Origin of the sequence: Burkholderia sp. BCC1993 (genome assembly GCF_905339865.1) — a bacterium.
Classification (GTDB): domain Bacteria; phylum Pseudomonadota; class Gammaproteobacteria; order Burkholderiales; family Burkholderiaceae; genus Burkholderia.
This window is the reverse complement of sequence record NZ_CAJPGZ010000009.1, coordinates 323495-338330: the sequence shown is the minus strand read 5'-3', so window position 1 is coordinate 338330 and position 14836 is coordinate 323495. Positions and strand designations below refer to the sequence as shown.

The window sequence follows — 14836 nt, the reverse complement described above, 5'->3', positions numbered from 1 at the left end:
ATCCCGGTGCGACGGTGCGTGTCACATGCCCCATCCGGCACTCGACGCACGCTCGACGACGCAGGCCGCGCCTTGCCAGTCCATGCCGATAGCGGGTTCTGGAGACGCAGCACCGACAACAACATTCGAAAACCGATCGTCCTGACCATGCAAGCTTCCGAATTGAGCGGCGTGCCTCGCGCCGCCGAACGCGCGCTCACGCGCAGCGACTACAAGACCCTTGGCCTTGCCGCACTCGGCGGCGCCCTCGAGTTCTACGACTTCATCATCTTCGTGTTCTTCGCACCCGCGATCGGGCAGCTGTTCTTCCCGCACGACATTCCCGACTGGCTGCGCCAGTTGCAGACGTTCGGCATCTTCGCGGCCGGCTATCTCGCGCGCCCGCTCGGCGGTGTGATCATGGCGCACTTCGGCGACCTGTTCGGCCGCAAGCGGATGTTTACGCTAAGCGTGCTGATGATGTCGGTGCCGACGCTGCTGATGGGCCTGCTGCCGACCTACGACTCGATCGGCATCCTCGCGCCGGTGTTGCTGCTGCTGTTCCGCGTGCTGCAGGGCGCGGCGGTCGGCGGCGAAGTGCCGGGCGCATGGGTGTTCGTGTCGGAGCACGTGCCGTCGCGCCACATCGGCTATGCGTGCGGCACGCTGACCGCGGGCCTCACGGCCGGCATCCTGCTCGGCTCGCTGGTCGCCGCCGGCATCAACAGCCGTTACTCGGGCGCCGAAGTCACCGCGTTCGCGTGGCGCATTCCGTTCCTGCTCGGCGGCGTGTTCGGCCTGTTCTCCGTGTACCTGCGCCGCTGGCTGCACGAGACGCCGGTGTTCGCCGAGATGAAGGCGAAGAAGGCGCTCGCGGCCGAGATTCCGCTGAAGGCGGTATTGCGCGACCACGGCCGCGCGGTGATCGTGTCGATGCTGCTGACGTGGATGCTGTCGGCGGCGATCGTCGTCGTGATCCTGATGACGCCCGCGCTGATGCAGAAGCAGTTTCACCTGACGCCCGCGACCACGCTGTTCGCGAACAGCATCGCGACGCTGTGCCTGACGGCCGGCTGCATCACCGCCGGCTCGCTCGCGGGCTGGATCGGCGCAAAGCGCGTGCTCGGCATCGGCGGCCTCGTGCTGGCCGCGTGCTACTACCTGCTGTTCGCGCAGGTCGCCGCCGACGCGTCGACGCTGCCGCTGTACTACGGGATCGCCGGCTTCATGGTCGGCACGATCGGCGCGGTGCCGTTCGTGATGGTCAAGAGCTTCCCGGCCGTCGTGCGCTTCTCGGGCATCTCGTTCTCGTACAACGTCGCGTATGCGATCTTCGGCGGCCTCACGCCGGTGATCGTGTCGCTGATGATGAAGTCGAATCCGCTCGCGCCGGTCGTGTACGTCGCGGCGATCTGCGTGCTCGGCGCGATCGCCGTGCAGTTCTCGAAGGATGCGAAGGACCCGAAGGACGCGCGCTGAACGTCGGCGCGCACGCGCCGGCCGGATGAACAAAGGGCCGAATCCCGCGGCGTGCGGGATTCGGCCCTTTTGTTTGGGCTTCAGCGCGGCGACGTGTGCGCGTCACGTCGTCCAGCCTGGTTCAATTCAGCGCAGCGCGCCGTACGACGAACTCGGCCGGCGCAGCGCGTCGATGCTTGCGCCGCCGGCGCCGGTCACGAACAGCAGCAGGAAACCGCCGGCGATCGCGACGTTCTTCCAGAAGTGGATCACCATGTCGTGCTGGACCGCGGCGTCCGTCGCGTCCCAGAAATTGTGCCCGACCATCGCGGTCGCGATCGTATAGAACGCCATCAGCAACGCGAGCGGCTTCACCTTGTAGCCAACGATCAGCAGCAGGCCGCCGAGCGCTTCGATCGTGACGACGACCGGCCCCATCACCTGCGGATAGGGCACGTTCAGCCCATGCAGGTAGCCGATGAAATCGCTGTAGCCGAGCAGCTTCATCACGCCGCCCCACAAGAACAACGCCGCCAGCGCCAGGCGTGCGAAAAAAATGACGCCGGAATCGACGGAACGCGTCATGCCTCTCTCCTCGTATGCAATTCGGCCGTCCGCACGGGGCGCGCCCGTGCGGTTCGGGGTCGCGCGGCCCTGCTGGGCCGGCGGCAAATGGGCCAGCATAGAGGGTCTTTCCGCGGTGTCCAAGAAAAAGGTTGTAGCAAATCTTTACACTGCGGCGGTCATGCAGGCGCGGCGGCACCGCGAAAAACGGCGTTCGGCCCTGGCGGACAAATAACGGGAACAGGCCCTAACCGGCGTCGCTCAACAGCACGCCTTTCTTGAAGATGAAACAGCCGTAGCCGCGCGACTCGCCGGTGACGATCACCGCATACGCCTGCTGGGCGCGCTCGTAGAACGCGAAACGCTCGACGCCCGTGAGCGGCACCGCGCGCCCTTCCGCGCGATCGACCTCGGCCTGCACTTCGCGCTGCACGGGCGGCACCGCGGCCGGATCGCCGACGACTTCCATCCGCCACGCGGGTGTGTCGACGAAGGTGTCGAGCGGCAGCACCGACAGCACCGCGCGCGCGACGCGCGCCGAGTCGGCGCCGTCGATGCGCAGCGCGCGGCCGACCACCGTGTGCTCGGCGACGGATTCCGCCGGGAAATTCGCATCGCAGATCACCACTTCATCTCCGTGGCCCATCGCGCGCAGCGCGTGCAGGACGTCGGCGTGCAACAGCGGATCGAGATTCTTCAACATGTGGGAAAGGCTCCGGGATCGGGAACGAATTGCATAACGTTACCCGATCCCGGCCGCCGCCGGGCATGCGTCGCTCGCATCACGACGCCGCGGCCGGCATTTCGTCGATGAAACCCGTGACCGACTTCAGGCGGCCCGACGCATCGACGGTGCCGAAATCCGAACCTTTCACGACCGCCACGCCTTCGGGCGACACGAGCGCCCACGAGAAACGCAGGTGCTGGCCGAACCCGTCGACGTCGGTCGTGCGGCGAAAGCGATACGCGGGGAAGCGCTCCTGCACCGCGGCGATCATCGTGTCGATGCCCGCGTGGCCGTCGCCGGCCATCAGCGGATCGCGATAGGCCGCGTCGCTCGCGTAGGTCGCATCGATCAGCGCGCGCCGGCGTGCGACATCGAGCTCGTTCCAGGCATCGAAATAGCGGTCGATCAGGTCGGCGTGAGCGGACTGGGCGGTTTGGGCGGTGTTCATGGCGAGGTTCCTTGTGTCGATCGGGGGACGATGTCGCGAACGTTTCGTGTTCGCGTGCCGCCATCGTCGCCGGCCTCGCGTGGGCGGTCGATTACGTGCGAGGTAAGGAATTCGGGCCGGCCGCGGAAAGCACGCATGCGCCGAACCGCGAACCCGCCGCCGCCATCAAAAACGGGCGCCCGAAGGCACCCGCATCGTCTGCCGTCGCAACCGCGCGCGTCAGGTCACCGGCGCCGGATTGAACAGCGTCAACGCATTCGCGAGCTTCCATTGCTCGGCCCACGTGCGGCGCTTGCCGCTCGCGACGTCGAGCATCAGCCGGAACAGTTCCCAGCCCACGTCCTCGATCGACGCCGCGCCGGTCGCGATCTGCCCCGCGTCGAGATCCATCAGGTCGTGCCAGCGGCGCGCGAGATCGCTGCGCGTCGCGACCTTGATCACCGGCACCTGCGCGAGACCGTACGGCGTGCCGCGCCCCGTCGTGAAAACGTGCAGGTTCATCCCCGCCGCGAGCTGCAGCGTGCCGCAGATGAAATCGCTCGCGGGCGTCGCCGCGTACAGCAGCCCCTTTTGCTTCGCGCGATCGCCGGGACGCACGACGCCCGCGATCGGCGCGCTGCCCGACTTCACGATCGAGCCCATCGCCTTCTCGACGATGTTCGACAGGCCGCCCTTCTTGTTGCCGGGCGTCGTGTTCGCGCTGCGGTCGACGCGGCCGCGCTGCAGGTAGCGGTCGTACCAGTCCATCTCGCGGATGATCTCGCGGGCGACGTCCTCGTTTGCCGCGCGCGACGTGAGCTGCGCGACGCCGTCGCGCACTTCGGTCACCTCCGAGAACATGATCGTGGCGCCCGCCCGCACGAGCAGGTCGGCCGCGAAGCCGACCGCCGGATTCGCGGTGAGCCCCGAGAACGCGTCGCTGCCGCCGCACTGCACGCCGACGACGAGATCCGACGCCGGGCAGGTTTCGCGACGGCGGCGGTTCAGCCGCTCGAGATGCGATTCGGCCATCTTCATGATCGAGTCGATCATCGAGTTGAAGCCGACGTGCGCGGCGTCCTGCAGGCACACGACGCCGCCGTTGTCTGTCGCGCCGTCGGCCGCCACCGGAATCGAGCCCGGCGGCAGCAGGCGCTCGGGCTGCAGCTTCTCGCAGCCGAGGCTCACCGTCATCACCTCGCCGCCGAAGTTCGGGTTCAGGCTGATGTTGCGCAGCGTGCGGATCGGTATGTCGGCATCGGGCGCATCGATCGCGACGCCGCAGCCGTACGTGTGCTCGAGCCCGACCACGTCGTCGACGTTCGGGTAACGCGGCAGCAGTTCGTCCTTGATCCGCTTCACCGCGTGCTCGACGACGCCCGACACGCACTGCACGGTCGTCGTGATCGCGAGGATGTTGCGCGTGCCGACCGAGCCGTCGGCATTGCGGAAGCCCTCGAACGTATAGCCTTCGAGCGGCGCCAGCGGCGGCGCGGCACGCGTGGCGAGCGGCAGGTCGTCGAGCCCCGGCGGCTCGGGCATGCGCATCGTGCGCTCGTTGACCCAGCTGCCGCGGCGCAACTCGGCGAGCGCGTAGCCGATCACGACGTTGTAGCGGACGATCGGATCGCCGGCCGCGAGGTCGACCAGCGCGACCTTGTGCCCTTGCGGCACGCCTTCGCGCAGCGTCAGGCCGTCGGCGAACGTCGCGCCCTCGGGCAGGCCGCCGTCGTTGACGACGATCGCGACGTTGTCGTCCGGGTGCACGCGGATATAAAGCGGGGAAGCAGTCATCGGAATTCCTGGGAGGCTACCGGCCAAATCGTTAGTCATCATATGACATTCAACACCAAGCTGCGATGCTGCGTAAACCCTTATCCGGAAAGACCCTATCTTCCGCCAGCCGGCAAACCGCTTGCGCCGCGCTTTCTTGCGTTGTACGATGACATACAACGACATCGCCAATATGGCCCGGATGCCGTACCCGACGAACCCATCAGCACTCGCGCTGGACGGACGACCCAACCATGACTTCACCGCAAGAACTCAAACAGATCATCTCCCACGGCCTGCTGTCGTTTCCGCTGACGGATTTCGACGCGGACGGCAGCTTCCGCCCGGCCACCTATGCCGAGCGTCTGGAATGGCTGGCGCCGTATGGCGCGACCGCGCTGTTCGCGGCCGGCGGCACCGGTGAATTCTTCTCGCTCACGCAGCGCGAGTATTCGGACGTGATCCGCGTCGCGACGGAAACCTGCAAGGGCAAGGTGCCGATCCTGGCCGGCGCCGGCGGCGCGACGCGCGTCGCGATCGAATACGCGCAGGAAGCCGAGCGCCTCGGCGCGAGCGGCGTGCTGCTGATGCCGCACTACCTGACCGAAGCCAGCCAGGAAGGCATCGCCGAGCACGTCGAGCAGGTGTGCCGCGCGCTGAAGATCGGCGTCGTGGTGTACAACCGCGCGAATTCGAAGCTGAATGCCGACATGCTCGAGCGCCTCGCCGATCGTTGCCCGAACCTGATCGGCTTCAAGGACGGCGTCGGCGAAATCGAGAGCATGGTCACGATTCGCCGCCGCCTCGGCGACCGCTTCGCGTACCTCGGCGGCCTGCCGACGGCCGAAGTCTACGCGGCCGCGTACAAGGCGCTCGGCGTGCCGGTGTACTCGTCGGCCGTGTTCAACTTCATCCCGAAGACGGCGATGGCATTCTACGAAGCGATCGCGAAGGACGACCACGCCACGGTCGGCCGCCTGATCGACGAGTTCTTCCTGCCGTACCTGCAGATCCGCAACCGTCGCGCGGGCTACGCGGTCAGCATCGTGAAGGCGGGCGCGAAGCTCGTCGGCCACGACGCGGGCCCGGTGCGTGCGCCGCTCGTCGACCTCACCGACGCCGAAATGGCCGAACTGGACGTGCTGATCAAGAAGATGGGCCCGCAGTAAGCGGCGGGCTGACCAACGGCACGCGATCCAGTGCGTGCCGGCCCGCACGGGACCGGCGGTTCCGCCCGGCGCCCCTCTTTCGACGGCCGCCCCGTGCTTCGCGGGCCGGCCGTTTTCATTACATCTGTGCGATGGTTCCGACGATCCGGTAGCGCAGGCTGCCGAGCCTGAGCCGGGTCGCGGCGATATCGGTGCCGGCCGCCGATCGCCGGAAGCGCGTGTTCGGATCGTCGGCACGAATCTGATCCAGCACGTCGGGATCCACGACCGCATCGAAAAACCGGCCGAGCGTGAGCGTCGCATACTGTTTCGCGGTCGCGAGCTGGCTGTTGGCCTGCATCAGCGCCTCGGTGCGCAGGCCCGGATCGCGTTCGTCGATGCTGCGGCGATGCTTCAGCGCAAACACCAGCGCCTCCATGTCCAGCCGGAACCGCTTGACGGCCTGGCCGAACCTGAGCGAATGCGGATCGGAGCCGGTGACGGGCCGCCCCTGATTGACCGTCACGTCGAATTCACTGCCGCCCAGGTCGCGCTGCAATTCGAACAGCGCATTGGCGAGTACGCGCCCTTCGCTGGTCTCGCCGATCTGGGTGCGCACCGTTTTCGCGACGTCGCCGATCGCTTTCCACAATCCGGCCGCGAACAGGTGGTCGCCACGCTTGCTGATATTCATCGGAGGGCTCCTTGTTGGTTTTTGTCGGTCTCTCAGGCTCGCCTGCGGACCGGCGGGTCCGAGGCCTCGCTACTGTAGGAGAAATTCCGGCGGCGTGGAAGCCGCCATCCATCTCGTCAAGGCGGCGCATTATGAGAAGCATCATTCGATGCCCCCCGCTCTCTAATCGAGCAAAACCAGCCCTCCATCAAAAAGGCGGCGGAGTACCCGTGGGCACCGTCCGCCGCCTTGTTTCAACCTTGCCGGAACGCGTCCCTCCCGGGACGCGGCCTTCAGTCGTCCTGCGCCTTCACTCCGCCTTCCCGTCCCGCAGCCGCGGAATGTCGAGCGGATTGCGTTCCTGCAGCCCTTCCGGCAGCAGGTCGTCCGGGAAGTCCTGATAGCACACGGGCCGCAGGAAACGGTCGATCGCGGTCGCGCCGACCGACGTGACGGCCGGGTTCGACGTCGCCGGGAACGGCCCGCCGTGCACCATCGCATCGCACACTTCGACGCCGGTCGGGTAGCCGTTGACGAGCAGGCGCCCGGCCTTGCGTTCGAGGATCGGCAGCAGGCGGCGCGCGAGCGGTTTGTCGTCGGCGTCCAGTTGCAGCGTGGCCGTCAGCTGGCCCTCGAGTGCGTCGAGCACGCGCGCGACTTCGTCGAGATCGCGGCAGCGCACGATCAGCGACGCCGGCCCGAACACCTCGTGGCTGAACGCCGGCTCGGCCAGGAACGCCTGCGCGGCGACTTCGTACAGCGCGCCACCTGCCTGGCATTCGGTCTGCGCCGCCTCGCCCGCGCCGATTTCGCGCACGCCCGGCAGTTCGGCCAGCTTGCCGCGGCCGTTGCGATACGCGTCGGCGATGCCGCGCGTCAGCATCACGCCGGCCGGCTTCTTCGCGAGCGCCTGTGCGGCGACGGACTCGAAGCGGTCGAGATCGGGGCCGTCGACCGCCAGCACGAGACCCGGGTTCGTACAGAACTGGCCGGTGCCGAGCGTCAGCGAATCGACGAAGCCGGTCGCGATCGCGTCGCCGCGCGCGGCCAGCGCGGCCGGAAACAGCACGACCGGGTTGATGCTGCTCATTTCCGCATAGACGGGAATCGGTTGCGGGCGCGCGTTCGCGAGCTGCACGAGCGCCATGCCGCCCTGCCGCGACCCGGTGAAGCCGACGGCCTGGATCGCCGGATGGCTGACGAGCGCCGCGCCGATCACGCGGCCGGGGCCGATCAGCAGCGAGAACACGCCGGCCGGCATCCCGCATTTCGCCACCGCCGCGCGGATCGCGCGGCCGACCAGCTCGGACGTGCCGAGGTGCGCCTCATGGGCCTTCACGATCACCGGGCAGCCGGCCGCGAGTGCCGACGCGGTATCGCCGCCGGCCACCGAGAACGCGAGCGGGAAGTTGCTCGCGCCGAACACGACGACGGGCCCGAGCCCGACCTTCTGCAGCCGCAGGTCCGAGCGCGGCAGCGGCGTGCGCGCGGGCTGCGCGGGATCGATCGACGCGGCGAGGAAGCGCCCGTCGCGCACGACGCGCGCGAACAGCCGGAGCTGGCCGACGGTGCGGCCGCGCTCGCCCTGCAGCCGCGCGACGGGCAGGCCCGTTTCGGCGTGCGCGCGTTCGATCAGCGCGTCGCCGAGCGCGACGATTTCGTCGGCGATCGCCTCGAGAAACGCCGCGCGGGCCGCGAGCGGCTGCGTGCGATACGCGTCGAAGGCGTCGCGCGCGAGTTCGCACGCGCGCTCGACATCGGCCTGCGTCGCGACGCCGAAGGCCGGCGCATCGATCGGCGCGCCCTTCGTCGGGTCGAACGCGCGCAGGGTACCGGCCGAGCCGGCCACCGCGTCGGCGCCGATCAGCATCTCTCCAGTCAGTTGCATGGGTGTGCTCCGTGGTTCGGGAATGGTTCGCTCATTGTAGCCCAACAGATACGATGTCTGCTGATGATATGGCGAGATTCCCGTCGCACTTCCGTTACTCGACCGCAGGCCGCAAACCCTTATCCATTCGGCCAAAGCAGGAAATTCTTGCCTCTCGCATTGCCATCCGAAGGGAAAACCCGAGGTTTCTGCACGCCCTCTTTGCAGGTGAGATTTCGCTCATGTCATACGACGACATACATTAGAGCCCCGATCAGACCACCTCCCGCGATCTTCCGATCGAACTCGCCGGCAGCGCGCGCGCCGCACCGCCGTGCGCTACTGGATCCTGAAGCTGCTGTTCGTCGTCACGACACTCACTATGCGGACCGCGCGACGCTGTCGATCACCGGCACGCCGATCCGCAAGGCGTTCGGCATCGATCCGGTGACGATGGGCCACATCTTCTCGGCGTTCAGCCGGGCGTACGTGCTCGCGCAACTGCCGAGCGGCTGGCGCCTCGATTCGTCGATCGAGTTGCTCATCGAGCGCAGGCAGCGGGCGGCATCGGCGCTGCACACCGATCCGGAATGCTTACCTCGCAGGTAATGCCCGGCGCGCGCGGGATTGCCTATCATCTTCGTCATGAACTCGACCGCCACCTTCCAATCGCTGCCCCCGTCCGCCGGCCGCGCATCCGGCATCGGCTCGCTGCTGCGCACCTGGCGTCAACGCCGGCGCCTGAGCCAGATGGCGCTCGCGCTGGAGGCCGACGTGTCCGCGCGGCACCTGAGCTTCGTCGAATCGGGGCGTGCGCAGCCGAGCCGGGAGATGGTGCTGCATCTCGCGGAGCGCCTCGACGTGCCGCTGCGCGAGCGCAATGCGCTGCTCGTCGCGGCCGGCTATGCGCCGCTGTTTCGCGAGCGGCCGTTCTCCGATCCGCAGCTCGATGCGGCGCGCCAGGCGGTCGAAGCCGTGCTGCGCGGCCACGAGCCCTACCCGGCACTCGCCGTGGATCGCCACTGGACGCTGCTCGCCGCGAACCGGATGCTCGGCGCACTGGTCGCGCAGGCCGATCCGGCGCTCCTGCGGCCGCCCGTCAACGTGCTGCGGCTGAGCCTGCATCCGGACGGCCTCGCGCCGCAGATCGTCAACTGGCACGAATGGCGCGCGCATATCCTGCACCGGCTGCAACGGCAGATCGACGCGAGCGGCGACCGCACGCTGCATGCGCTGCGCGACGAACTCGTGGCCTGTCCGGCACCGGCCGGCCAGCCCGACGACACGCAGGCACGCGCCGACTACGCGGACATCGCGGTGCCGCTGCGGCTGCGCACGGCAGCCGGCGAACTGACGTTCTTCAGCACGACGACGGTGTTCGGCACGCCGGTCGACGTCACGCTGTCGGAACTCGCGATCGAGGCGTTTTTCCCCGCGAATCCGCAGACGGCGGACGCGATGCGCGCGCTGGCGGACGGGTTGCCGACGCAGTGAGCATCGTCAACGACGCTCGAACGCCAGCTTCACGCCCAGCCCGAGGAGGACCGCGCCGCTCATCCGGTGCATGCGGGTCAGGATGCGCGGATTGCGCCGGATCGACGTCGACAGCAGGCCGGCGAACAGCGCGACCGGCCCCTTGACGAGAAACGTCAGGCCGGCAAACGTCGTGCCGAGCACGAACAGCGCCAGCATCGGATGCGCGGCGCCCGCGGGGACGAACTGCGGCAGGAACGCTAGATAGAACAGCGCGACCTTCGGATTCGACACGTTGGACAGCGCGCCCTGCGCGAACGTGCGCAACCCGGACGCCGGCGCGTCGCGACCGCTCGCGAGCGTCAGCTCGCCCGACGAACGCAGCAGCGTGATGCCGAGGTACAGCAGATACAGCGCGCCGATCATCTTCAATGCAGTGAACAGCCATTCGGATGCCTGAAGAAGCGCACCCAGCCCGAGCGTCGCGAGCATCGTATGCACGAGCAGCCCGACGCTGACGCCCGCCGCGGTCACGAGGCCCGCCCGCGTGCCGCCGGATAGCGTGCGCGACATCACGAGCACCATGTCCTGGCCCGGCGTCAGAATGATCAGAAGGGAAGTGGCCATGAACGGCAACCAGGCTACGTGCGGCATCGGAACTCTCCTGAAAACGGCGCCGGGCGGGACGGGCGGGAATCGCGCGCGTCCGCTGAGCCGGGCAGTCATCGGATTATCGGCAACTTGCCGTGGAGAATGGCTGCGAAGTCGGCTACTTTCGAGGCATGATTTGGCGTTATTCTCCAACATCGACATCATCGGTAGTCAAAAATGCCAATCAAGCTGGATGCCATCGATCGGCGCATTCTGCGTGCGCTGCAACGGAACTCGAACCAGACGAACGCCGAACTCGCGCAGCAGGCCGGCCTCTCGCCCACGCCCTGCCTGCGCCGCGTTCACCTGCTCGAGGAACAGGGCGTAATCGACGCGTACGTCGCCCTGTTGAACCCGGCGGCCGTCGAGCTGCGGTTCACGGCATTCGTGCGCGTCACGCTGGAACGCCAGGACAAGACGACCGTCGAGCGCTTCGCGCGCGAGATGGAGCAGGCGCCGGAAGTGCTCGAATGCCATCTGATGGCCGGCAGCTACGACTATCTGCTGCGCGTCATCGCGAAGGATCTCGACGACTATCAGCGCTTTCAGATGGAGACGCTCACGCAGATCGAAGGCGTACGCAACGTCGAAACCGAGATTCCGCTGAAGCGCATCAAGCAGACGGTGCGTCTGCCGATCTAGGCATCCAGAAACGTCACGGGCTGCCCTGCCGGCTGCCCGTTCAGCACACCGTCGCGCACGGCGACCTGCCCGCGCACGACCGTATGCACGGGCCAGCCCGTGACCGCGCACCCATCGTAAGGCGTCCACCCGCTCACGCTGGCGATCCAATCGTCGCGGATGATCCGCCGCGCGCGCAGGTCGACGATGCTGAAGTCGGCGTCGTAGCCGGTCGCGATGCGCCCTTTCCCCTCGATGCCGAAGATCCGCGCCGGCCCGGCGCTGGTCAGGTCGACCAGCCGTTCGAGGCTCAGGTGACCCGCCTGCACGTGGTCGAGCATCAGCGGCAGCAGCGTCTGCACGCCGGTCATGCCGCTCGGCGATTGCGGGTAAGGCCGGCGCTTTTCGTCGCGCACATGCGGCGCGTGATCGCTGCCGATCACGTCGACCACGCCGTCGCGGACGGCCTGCCACAGCGCATCCCGATGATGCCGTTCGCGCACGGGCGGATTCATCTGCGCGAACGTGCCGAGCCGCTCGTAGCAATCGGGCGCATGCAGGCTCAGGTGATGCGGCGTGACCTCGACGGTCACGCGCCGCCGGTGCTGCGCAAGAAACGCCATTTCCTCGGCGCTGGACACGTGCAGCAGATGCAGCCGGCGGCCCGTCTCGGCGGCGAGTCCGACGATGCGCCGCGTCGCAGCCAGCGCGCTTTCCTCGTCGCGCCAGCGCGGATGATCGCGCACGTCGCCGCTCGCTTCCACGAGCGCCCTGCGTTCGCGCAGCCGCGCTTCGTCTTCCGCGTGCACGGCCATGCGCCGCCGCCCGTTTCGCAGGATCCGGCGCAACACCGTTTCGTCGTCGGCGAGCAGGTCGCCGAACGAACTGCCCATGAAGACCTTCACGCCCGCGCAGCCGGGCAAAAGCTCGAGCACCGGCAACCGTTCGGCGTTCACAGCCGAGCCGCCGATGTAGAACGCGTAGTCGCACCACGCACGGCCGCGCGCGAGATCCAGCTTCGCGTTCAGATCCTGCTCGTCCAGCGTCAGCGGATGCGTATTGGGCATCTCGAAGATCGTCGTGACGCCGCCGAGCACCGCGCCGCGCGTGCCGGCCTCGATGGTCTCCTTGTGCGTCAGGCCCGGTTCGCGGAAATGCACCTGGCTGTCGACGACGCCCGGCAACACATGCAGCCCGCCGGCATCGAGCAGGACATCGGCGCTCCATGTTCCGTGCAACGCGCCCAGCGCAACGATGCGGCCATCCGCACAAGCGACGTCGATCCGCCCGGCACCGTTGGGCGTCATCACCGTGCCGCCGTGCACGAGCAAGTCGGCGTGGCGTCGTCCCGGTTCGCCACGCCCCTCGCGTCGAGTCCGCCCGCCCATGGCTCAGAACGCGCTCTGGATGCGCTTGTAGCCGAGCACCGGCGCTTTGTTCGTTCGCGCGACGTCCGCGGAGAAGTCGCTCGCATCGGCCGTCGCCCACGGCAACGCGGCGAGGTCGGTTTCCGGCCCGATGCGTTCGGTCGAGCGCACGTAGAAGCCTGGCGGCAAGTGGCAGCCGTCGACGACCGCGTTGTAGCGCACGACGCAACCGTCGCCGATGGTGCAGTTGCACAGCACGCTGTTGAACCCGACGAACACGCCGTCGCCGACCTTGCACGGCCCGCGGACGATCGCGCGATGCGCGATCGACGTGTGCCGGCCGATGGTGACGCGCGCGCCCGACTTCGAATGGATCACCACGCCGTCCTGGATGTTCGAATGCGCACCGATCACGATCGGTGCGATCCGGCCGCCGGCGTCCGTTTCGTCGGCGCGGATCACCGCATACGGGCCGATGAACACGTTTTCCTCGACGATCACGAGCCCGCACAGGATGGCGGTCGGATCGACCAACGCGCTGGGGTGAATCTGCGGCAGGTCGCCGCGCGGGTTCCTTCTGATCATGAGGATTCCTGCCGAGAAATCGGGTTGTCGCGCTTGAGCCGCTCAAACATGCCCGGATCGCGCCACTGCGCGACGACGGCGGGCGAGAACACGATGTCCTCCAGGGCGATGCGGCCCATGCGCGGATTGAACGCATCGTCGCGAAAGCACTGTGCGTAGCCGGTCTCGGTCTCGTGAACGATGACCGAATGCAGCCGCACGTCACCTTCGCCGTTCGACATGCGGGTACAGGACAGCGCCGCATCGACGAGACGGAAGAACACGCGCGAGAACTGCTCGGCGCTCGGCGAAACGGGCAGCAGCACCCAGCGCTCCGAGTGGCGGCGCATGCTGTCGAGATAGCCCGGATCGTCGCCCGACCACAGCGTCACCGCATGGTCGAACGCATCGATCAGGTCGCGCACACCGCCCTTGAGCAGCCCGAAGTCGTAGATCATCTGCCCGTGGTCGAGGGCATGCGCGTCGAGCAGCAGCTCGACGCGGTACGAATGGCCGTGGATCGAATGCGAGCAGCGCCGCGTGCTGCAGCCGCGCACGACGTGCGCATTCTCGAAGCGGAACAGCTTGCGGATCAGCATGCGTCGACGCCTTCTCGAACCGGCGCGGCCCATGCCACCGCATCGTGCGGATGCAGGCTTTCCAGATGGCGCACGTGGACGCGCGGGTTCGCATGGCGGCCGTCCAGCGCGGCCTGGACGCGGCGCGCGGCATCCTCGACGAACATCAGGTTGCCGCCGTTCAACACCGCGAACGCCTGTTCGTCCGCGCGCTTGACGGCCGTCTGCACCGGCGTGCCGAGCGCGTGCTCGACGCGATCGATCAGGTCGATCAGCCCAAGCGCCGTGGCGTCGGCGGCCAGCGCCACGCTCACGACGGCTTCACTGCGCTGGCTGTGCGGCGTCGCCGCCGTCGCATGCCGCTGCAGCCACGCGGCGATCGCAGCCGGCGCCACGCGATCCTCGCGGCCGAACGCCGCGAGAAACACCTGTTCGATCCAGTGCCGCGACAGCGCGGCCGAGCACGGGCACGTCGACGCATAGACGACCGTCACTTGTGCGCGCAGTTCGAACCCCGCGCCGGTCAGCGTCGCGTCGACACGAACCGGATAGGACTTCCACCCGGCCAGCCCATTCGTCACCAGCGCCGCGCGCCGCGCCAGCAGGTCGAAGTGCAGCCGCACCCGCGCGCTGCGCGTGTCGCAGTCGCGATGGCTGTCGACCATCGCGCGCAGCACGTGCCGCAAACCGGCCGGCGACAGCGCTTCGCCATCTCCAAGCCCGTCGAGCAGCCGGTACAGCCGCGACATGTGGATGCCCTTCACATGCGGCGCAGGCAGATCGACCTGCACGTCGGCGCGCGCATGCACGTCGCGCCGGCAGCCGGGCTCGGCCACGATCACGGGCAGGTCGATGCCCTGCATGCCGACCCACTCGAGCGGTCGGCCGCCCGGCGCGGCATCGGTCAGCGAAATATCGGGAAGGACTGCATTCATGCTGGAAATCCGGTGAAGCGCCTTCTCCATC

At 67.9% G+C, this 14836-nt stretch carries 15 protein-coding genes and 1 pseudogene; 5 read left to right on the top strand and 11 right to left on the bottom strand.

Features of this window, described 5'->3' with window-relative positions; translation table 11 throughout:
* Positions 1 to 147: 147 nt before the first annotated feature.
* Complete coding sequence (locus U4Y91_RS17695; RefSeq protein WP_321806118.1) at positions 148 to 1458, top strand: MFS transporter; 1311 nt, start codon at positions 148 to 150, stop codon at positions 1456 to 1458.
* A 126-nt stretch (positions 1459 to 1584) separates the two neighbouring features.
* On the opposite strand, the gene U4Y91_RS17690 is transcribed toward U4Y91_RS17695, so the two are convergent.
* The 4 genes from U4Y91_RS17690 to garD all read right to left on the bottom strand — a co-directional run bounded on the left by U4Y91_RS17690 (position 1585) and on the right by garD (position 4949).
* The gene (locus tag U4Y91_RS17690) at positions 1585 to 2022 is read right to left on the bottom strand and encodes a DoxX family protein (RefSeq protein WP_124497162.1); all 438 of its coding nucleotides are present in this window, start codon (positions 2020 to 2022) and stop codon (positions 1585 to 1587) included.
* A 226-nt stretch (positions 2023 to 2248) separates the two neighbouring features.
* On the bottom strand, positions 2249 to 2704 hold the full coding sequence (locus U4Y91_RS17685) for an RbsD/FucU family protein (protein WP_321806117.1): 456 nt from the start codon (positions 2702 to 2704) through the stop codon (positions 2249 to 2251).
* Between the two features lie 79 nt (positions 2705 to 2783).
* Positions 2784 to 3176 (bottom strand): nuclear transport factor 2 family protein, encoded by a 393-nt coding sequence (locus tag U4Y91_RS17680; RefSeq protein WP_321806116.1) that lies wholly within the window; start codon positions 3174 to 3176, stop codon positions 2784 to 2786.
* A gap of 219 nt (positions 3177 to 3395) precedes the next feature.
* Positions 3396 to 4949 (bottom strand): galactarate dehydratase, encoded by a 1554-nt coding sequence (gene garD / locus U4Y91_RS17675; protein ID WP_321806115.1) that lies wholly within the window; start codon positions 4947 to 4949, stop codon positions 3396 to 3398.
* Positions 4950 to 5182: 233 nt separating this feature from the next.
* Between garD and kdgD the strand changes: the two genes are divergently transcribed.
* Entirely contained in the window at positions 5183 to 6097 is a 915-nt protein-coding gene (gene kdgD, locus U4Y91_RS17670; RefSeq protein WP_321806114.1) for a 5-dehydro-4-deoxyglucarate dehydratase, read from the top strand.
* 118 nt (positions 6098 to 6215) lie between these two features.
* Here the strand turns inward: kdgD and U4Y91_RS17665 are convergent, their stop codons facing one another.
* A complete protein-coding gene (locus U4Y91_RS17665; protein WP_321806113.1) occupies positions 6216 to 6770 on the bottom strand; it encodes a hypothetical protein in 555 nt (184 codons plus the stop codon).
* 289 nt (positions 6771 to 7059) lie between these two features.
* A complete protein-coding gene (locus tag U4Y91_RS17660) occupies positions 7060 to 8637 on the bottom strand; it encodes an aldehyde dehydrogenase (NADP(+)) (RefSeq protein WP_321806112.1) in 1578 nt (525 codons plus the stop codon).
* A gap of 240 nt (positions 8638 to 8877) precedes the next feature.
* On the opposite strand from U4Y91_RS17660, the pseudogene U4Y91_RS17655 reads away from it, so the two are divergent.
* A pseudogene (locus U4Y91_RS17655) lies at positions 8878 to 9141 on the top strand (MFS transporter); the annotation flags it as partial.
* 120 nt (positions 9142 to 9261) lie between these two features.
* Positions 9262 to 10110 carry a helix-turn-helix transcriptional regulator gene (locus U4Y91_RS17650; protein ID WP_321806111.1) on the top strand — a complete coding sequence of 283 codons (849 nt, stop codon included), beginning with the start codon at positions 9262 to 9264 and terminating at the stop codon, positions 10108 to 10110.
* Positions 10111 to 10116: 6 nt separating this feature from the next.
* On the opposite strand, the gene U4Y91_RS17645 is transcribed toward U4Y91_RS17650, so the two are convergent.
* On the bottom strand, positions 10117 to 10743 hold the full coding sequence (locus U4Y91_RS17645; protein ID WP_321806110.1) for a LysE family translocator: 627 nt from the start codon (positions 10741 to 10743) through the stop codon (positions 10117 to 10119).
* Positions 10744 to 10917: 174 nt separating this feature from the next.
* Between U4Y91_RS17645 and U4Y91_RS17640 the strand changes: the two genes are divergently transcribed.
* Complete coding sequence (locus U4Y91_RS17640) at positions 10918 to 11382, top strand: Lrp/AsnC family transcriptional regulator (RefSeq protein ID WP_044845745.1); 465 nt, start codon at positions 10918 to 10920, stop codon at positions 11380 to 11382.
* Here the strand turns inward: U4Y91_RS17640 and U4Y91_RS17635 are convergent.
* From U4Y91_RS17635 to folE2, 4 genes are read right to left on the bottom strand one after another with little or no spacing between them, the layout of a single operon-like run.
* Entirely contained in the window at positions 11379 to 12749 is a 1371-nt protein-coding gene (locus tag U4Y91_RS17635) for a dihydroorotase (RefSeq protein ID WP_321806109.1), read from the bottom strand. The two genes, U4Y91_RS17640 and U4Y91_RS17635, sit on opposite strands and share 4 nt — an antisense overlap.
* A 3-nt stretch (positions 12750 to 12752) precedes the next feature.
* Positions 12753 to 13313, bottom strand: coding sequence for a carbonate dehydratase (locus U4Y91_RS17630; protein WP_321806108.1), 561 nt, complete (start codon positions 13311 to 13313; stop codon positions 12753 to 12755).
* A complete protein-coding gene (locus tag U4Y91_RS17625; protein ID WP_321806107.1) occupies positions 13310 to 13891 on the bottom strand; it encodes a 6-carboxytetrahydropterin synthase in 582 nt (193 codons plus the stop codon). The genes U4Y91_RS17630 and U4Y91_RS17625 overlap by 4 nt, the downstream gene beginning before the upstream one ends.
* Positions 13885 to 14805, bottom strand: coding sequence for a GTP cyclohydrolase FolE2 (gene folE2 / locus U4Y91_RS17620; RefSeq protein WP_321806106.1), 921 nt, complete (start codon positions 14803 to 14805; stop codon positions 13885 to 13887). The genes U4Y91_RS17625 and folE2 overlap by 7 nt, the downstream gene beginning before the upstream one ends.
* Between the last annotated feature and the right edge of the window lie 31 nt (positions 14806 to 14836).

Coding starts and splice junctions, on each gene's coding strand:
- U4Y91_RS17665 (WP_321806113.1), bottom strand. CDS start 6,770: ATGAATATCAGCAAGCGTGGCGACCACCTGTTCGCGGCCGGATTGTGG.
- kdgD (WP_321806114.1), top strand. CDS start 5,183: ATGACTTCACCGCAAGAACTCAAACAGATCATCTCCCACGGCCTGCTG.
- U4Y91_RS17645 (WP_321806110.1), bottom strand. CDS start 10,743: ATGCCGCACGTAGCCTGGTTGCCGTTCATGGCCACTTCCCTTCTGATC.
- U4Y91_RS17650 (WP_321806111.1), top strand. CDS start 9,262: ATGAACTCGACCGCCACCTTCCAATCGCTGCCCCCGTCCGCCGGCCGC.
- folE2 (WP_321806106.1), bottom strand. CDS start 14,805: ATGAATGCAGTCCTTCCCGATATTTCGCTGACCGATGCCGCGCCGGGC.
- U4Y91_RS17635 (WP_321806109.1), bottom strand. CDS start 12,749: ATGGGCGGGCGGACTCGACGCGAGGGGCGTGGCGAACCGGGACGACGC.
- U4Y91_RS17695 (WP_321806118.1), top strand. CDS start 148: ATGCAAGCTTCCGAATTGAGCGGCGTGCCTCGCGCCGCCGAACGCGCG.
- U4Y91_RS17630 (WP_321806108.1), bottom strand. CDS start 13,313: ATGATCAGAAGGAACCCGCGCGGCGACCTGCCGCAGATTCACCCCAGC.
- U4Y91_RS17625 (WP_321806107.1), bottom strand. CDS start 13,891: ATGCTGATCCGCAAGCTGTTCCGCTTCGAGAATGCGCACGTCGTGCGC.
- U4Y91_RS17690 (WP_124497162.1), bottom strand. CDS start 2,022: ATGACGCGTTCCGTCGATTCCGGCGTCATTTTTTTCGCACGCCTGGCG.
- U4Y91_RS17685 (WP_321806117.1), bottom strand. CDS start 2,704: ATGTTGAAGAATCTCGATCCGCTGTTGCACGCCGACGTCCTGCACGCG.
- garD (WP_321806115.1), bottom strand. CDS start 4,949: ATGACTGCTTCCCCGCTTTATATCCGCGTGCACCCGGACGACAACGTC.
- U4Y91_RS17680 (WP_321806116.1), bottom strand. CDS start 3,176: ATGAACACCGCCCAAACCGCCCAGTCCGCTCACGCCGACCTGATCGAC.
- U4Y91_RS17660 (WP_321806112.1), bottom strand. CDS start 8,637: ATGCAACTGACTGGAGAGATGCTGATCGGCGCCGACGCGGTGGCCGGC.
- U4Y91_RS17640 (WP_044845745.1), top strand. CDS start 10,918: ATGCCAATCAAGCTGGATGCCATCGATCGGCGCATTCTGCGTGCGCTG.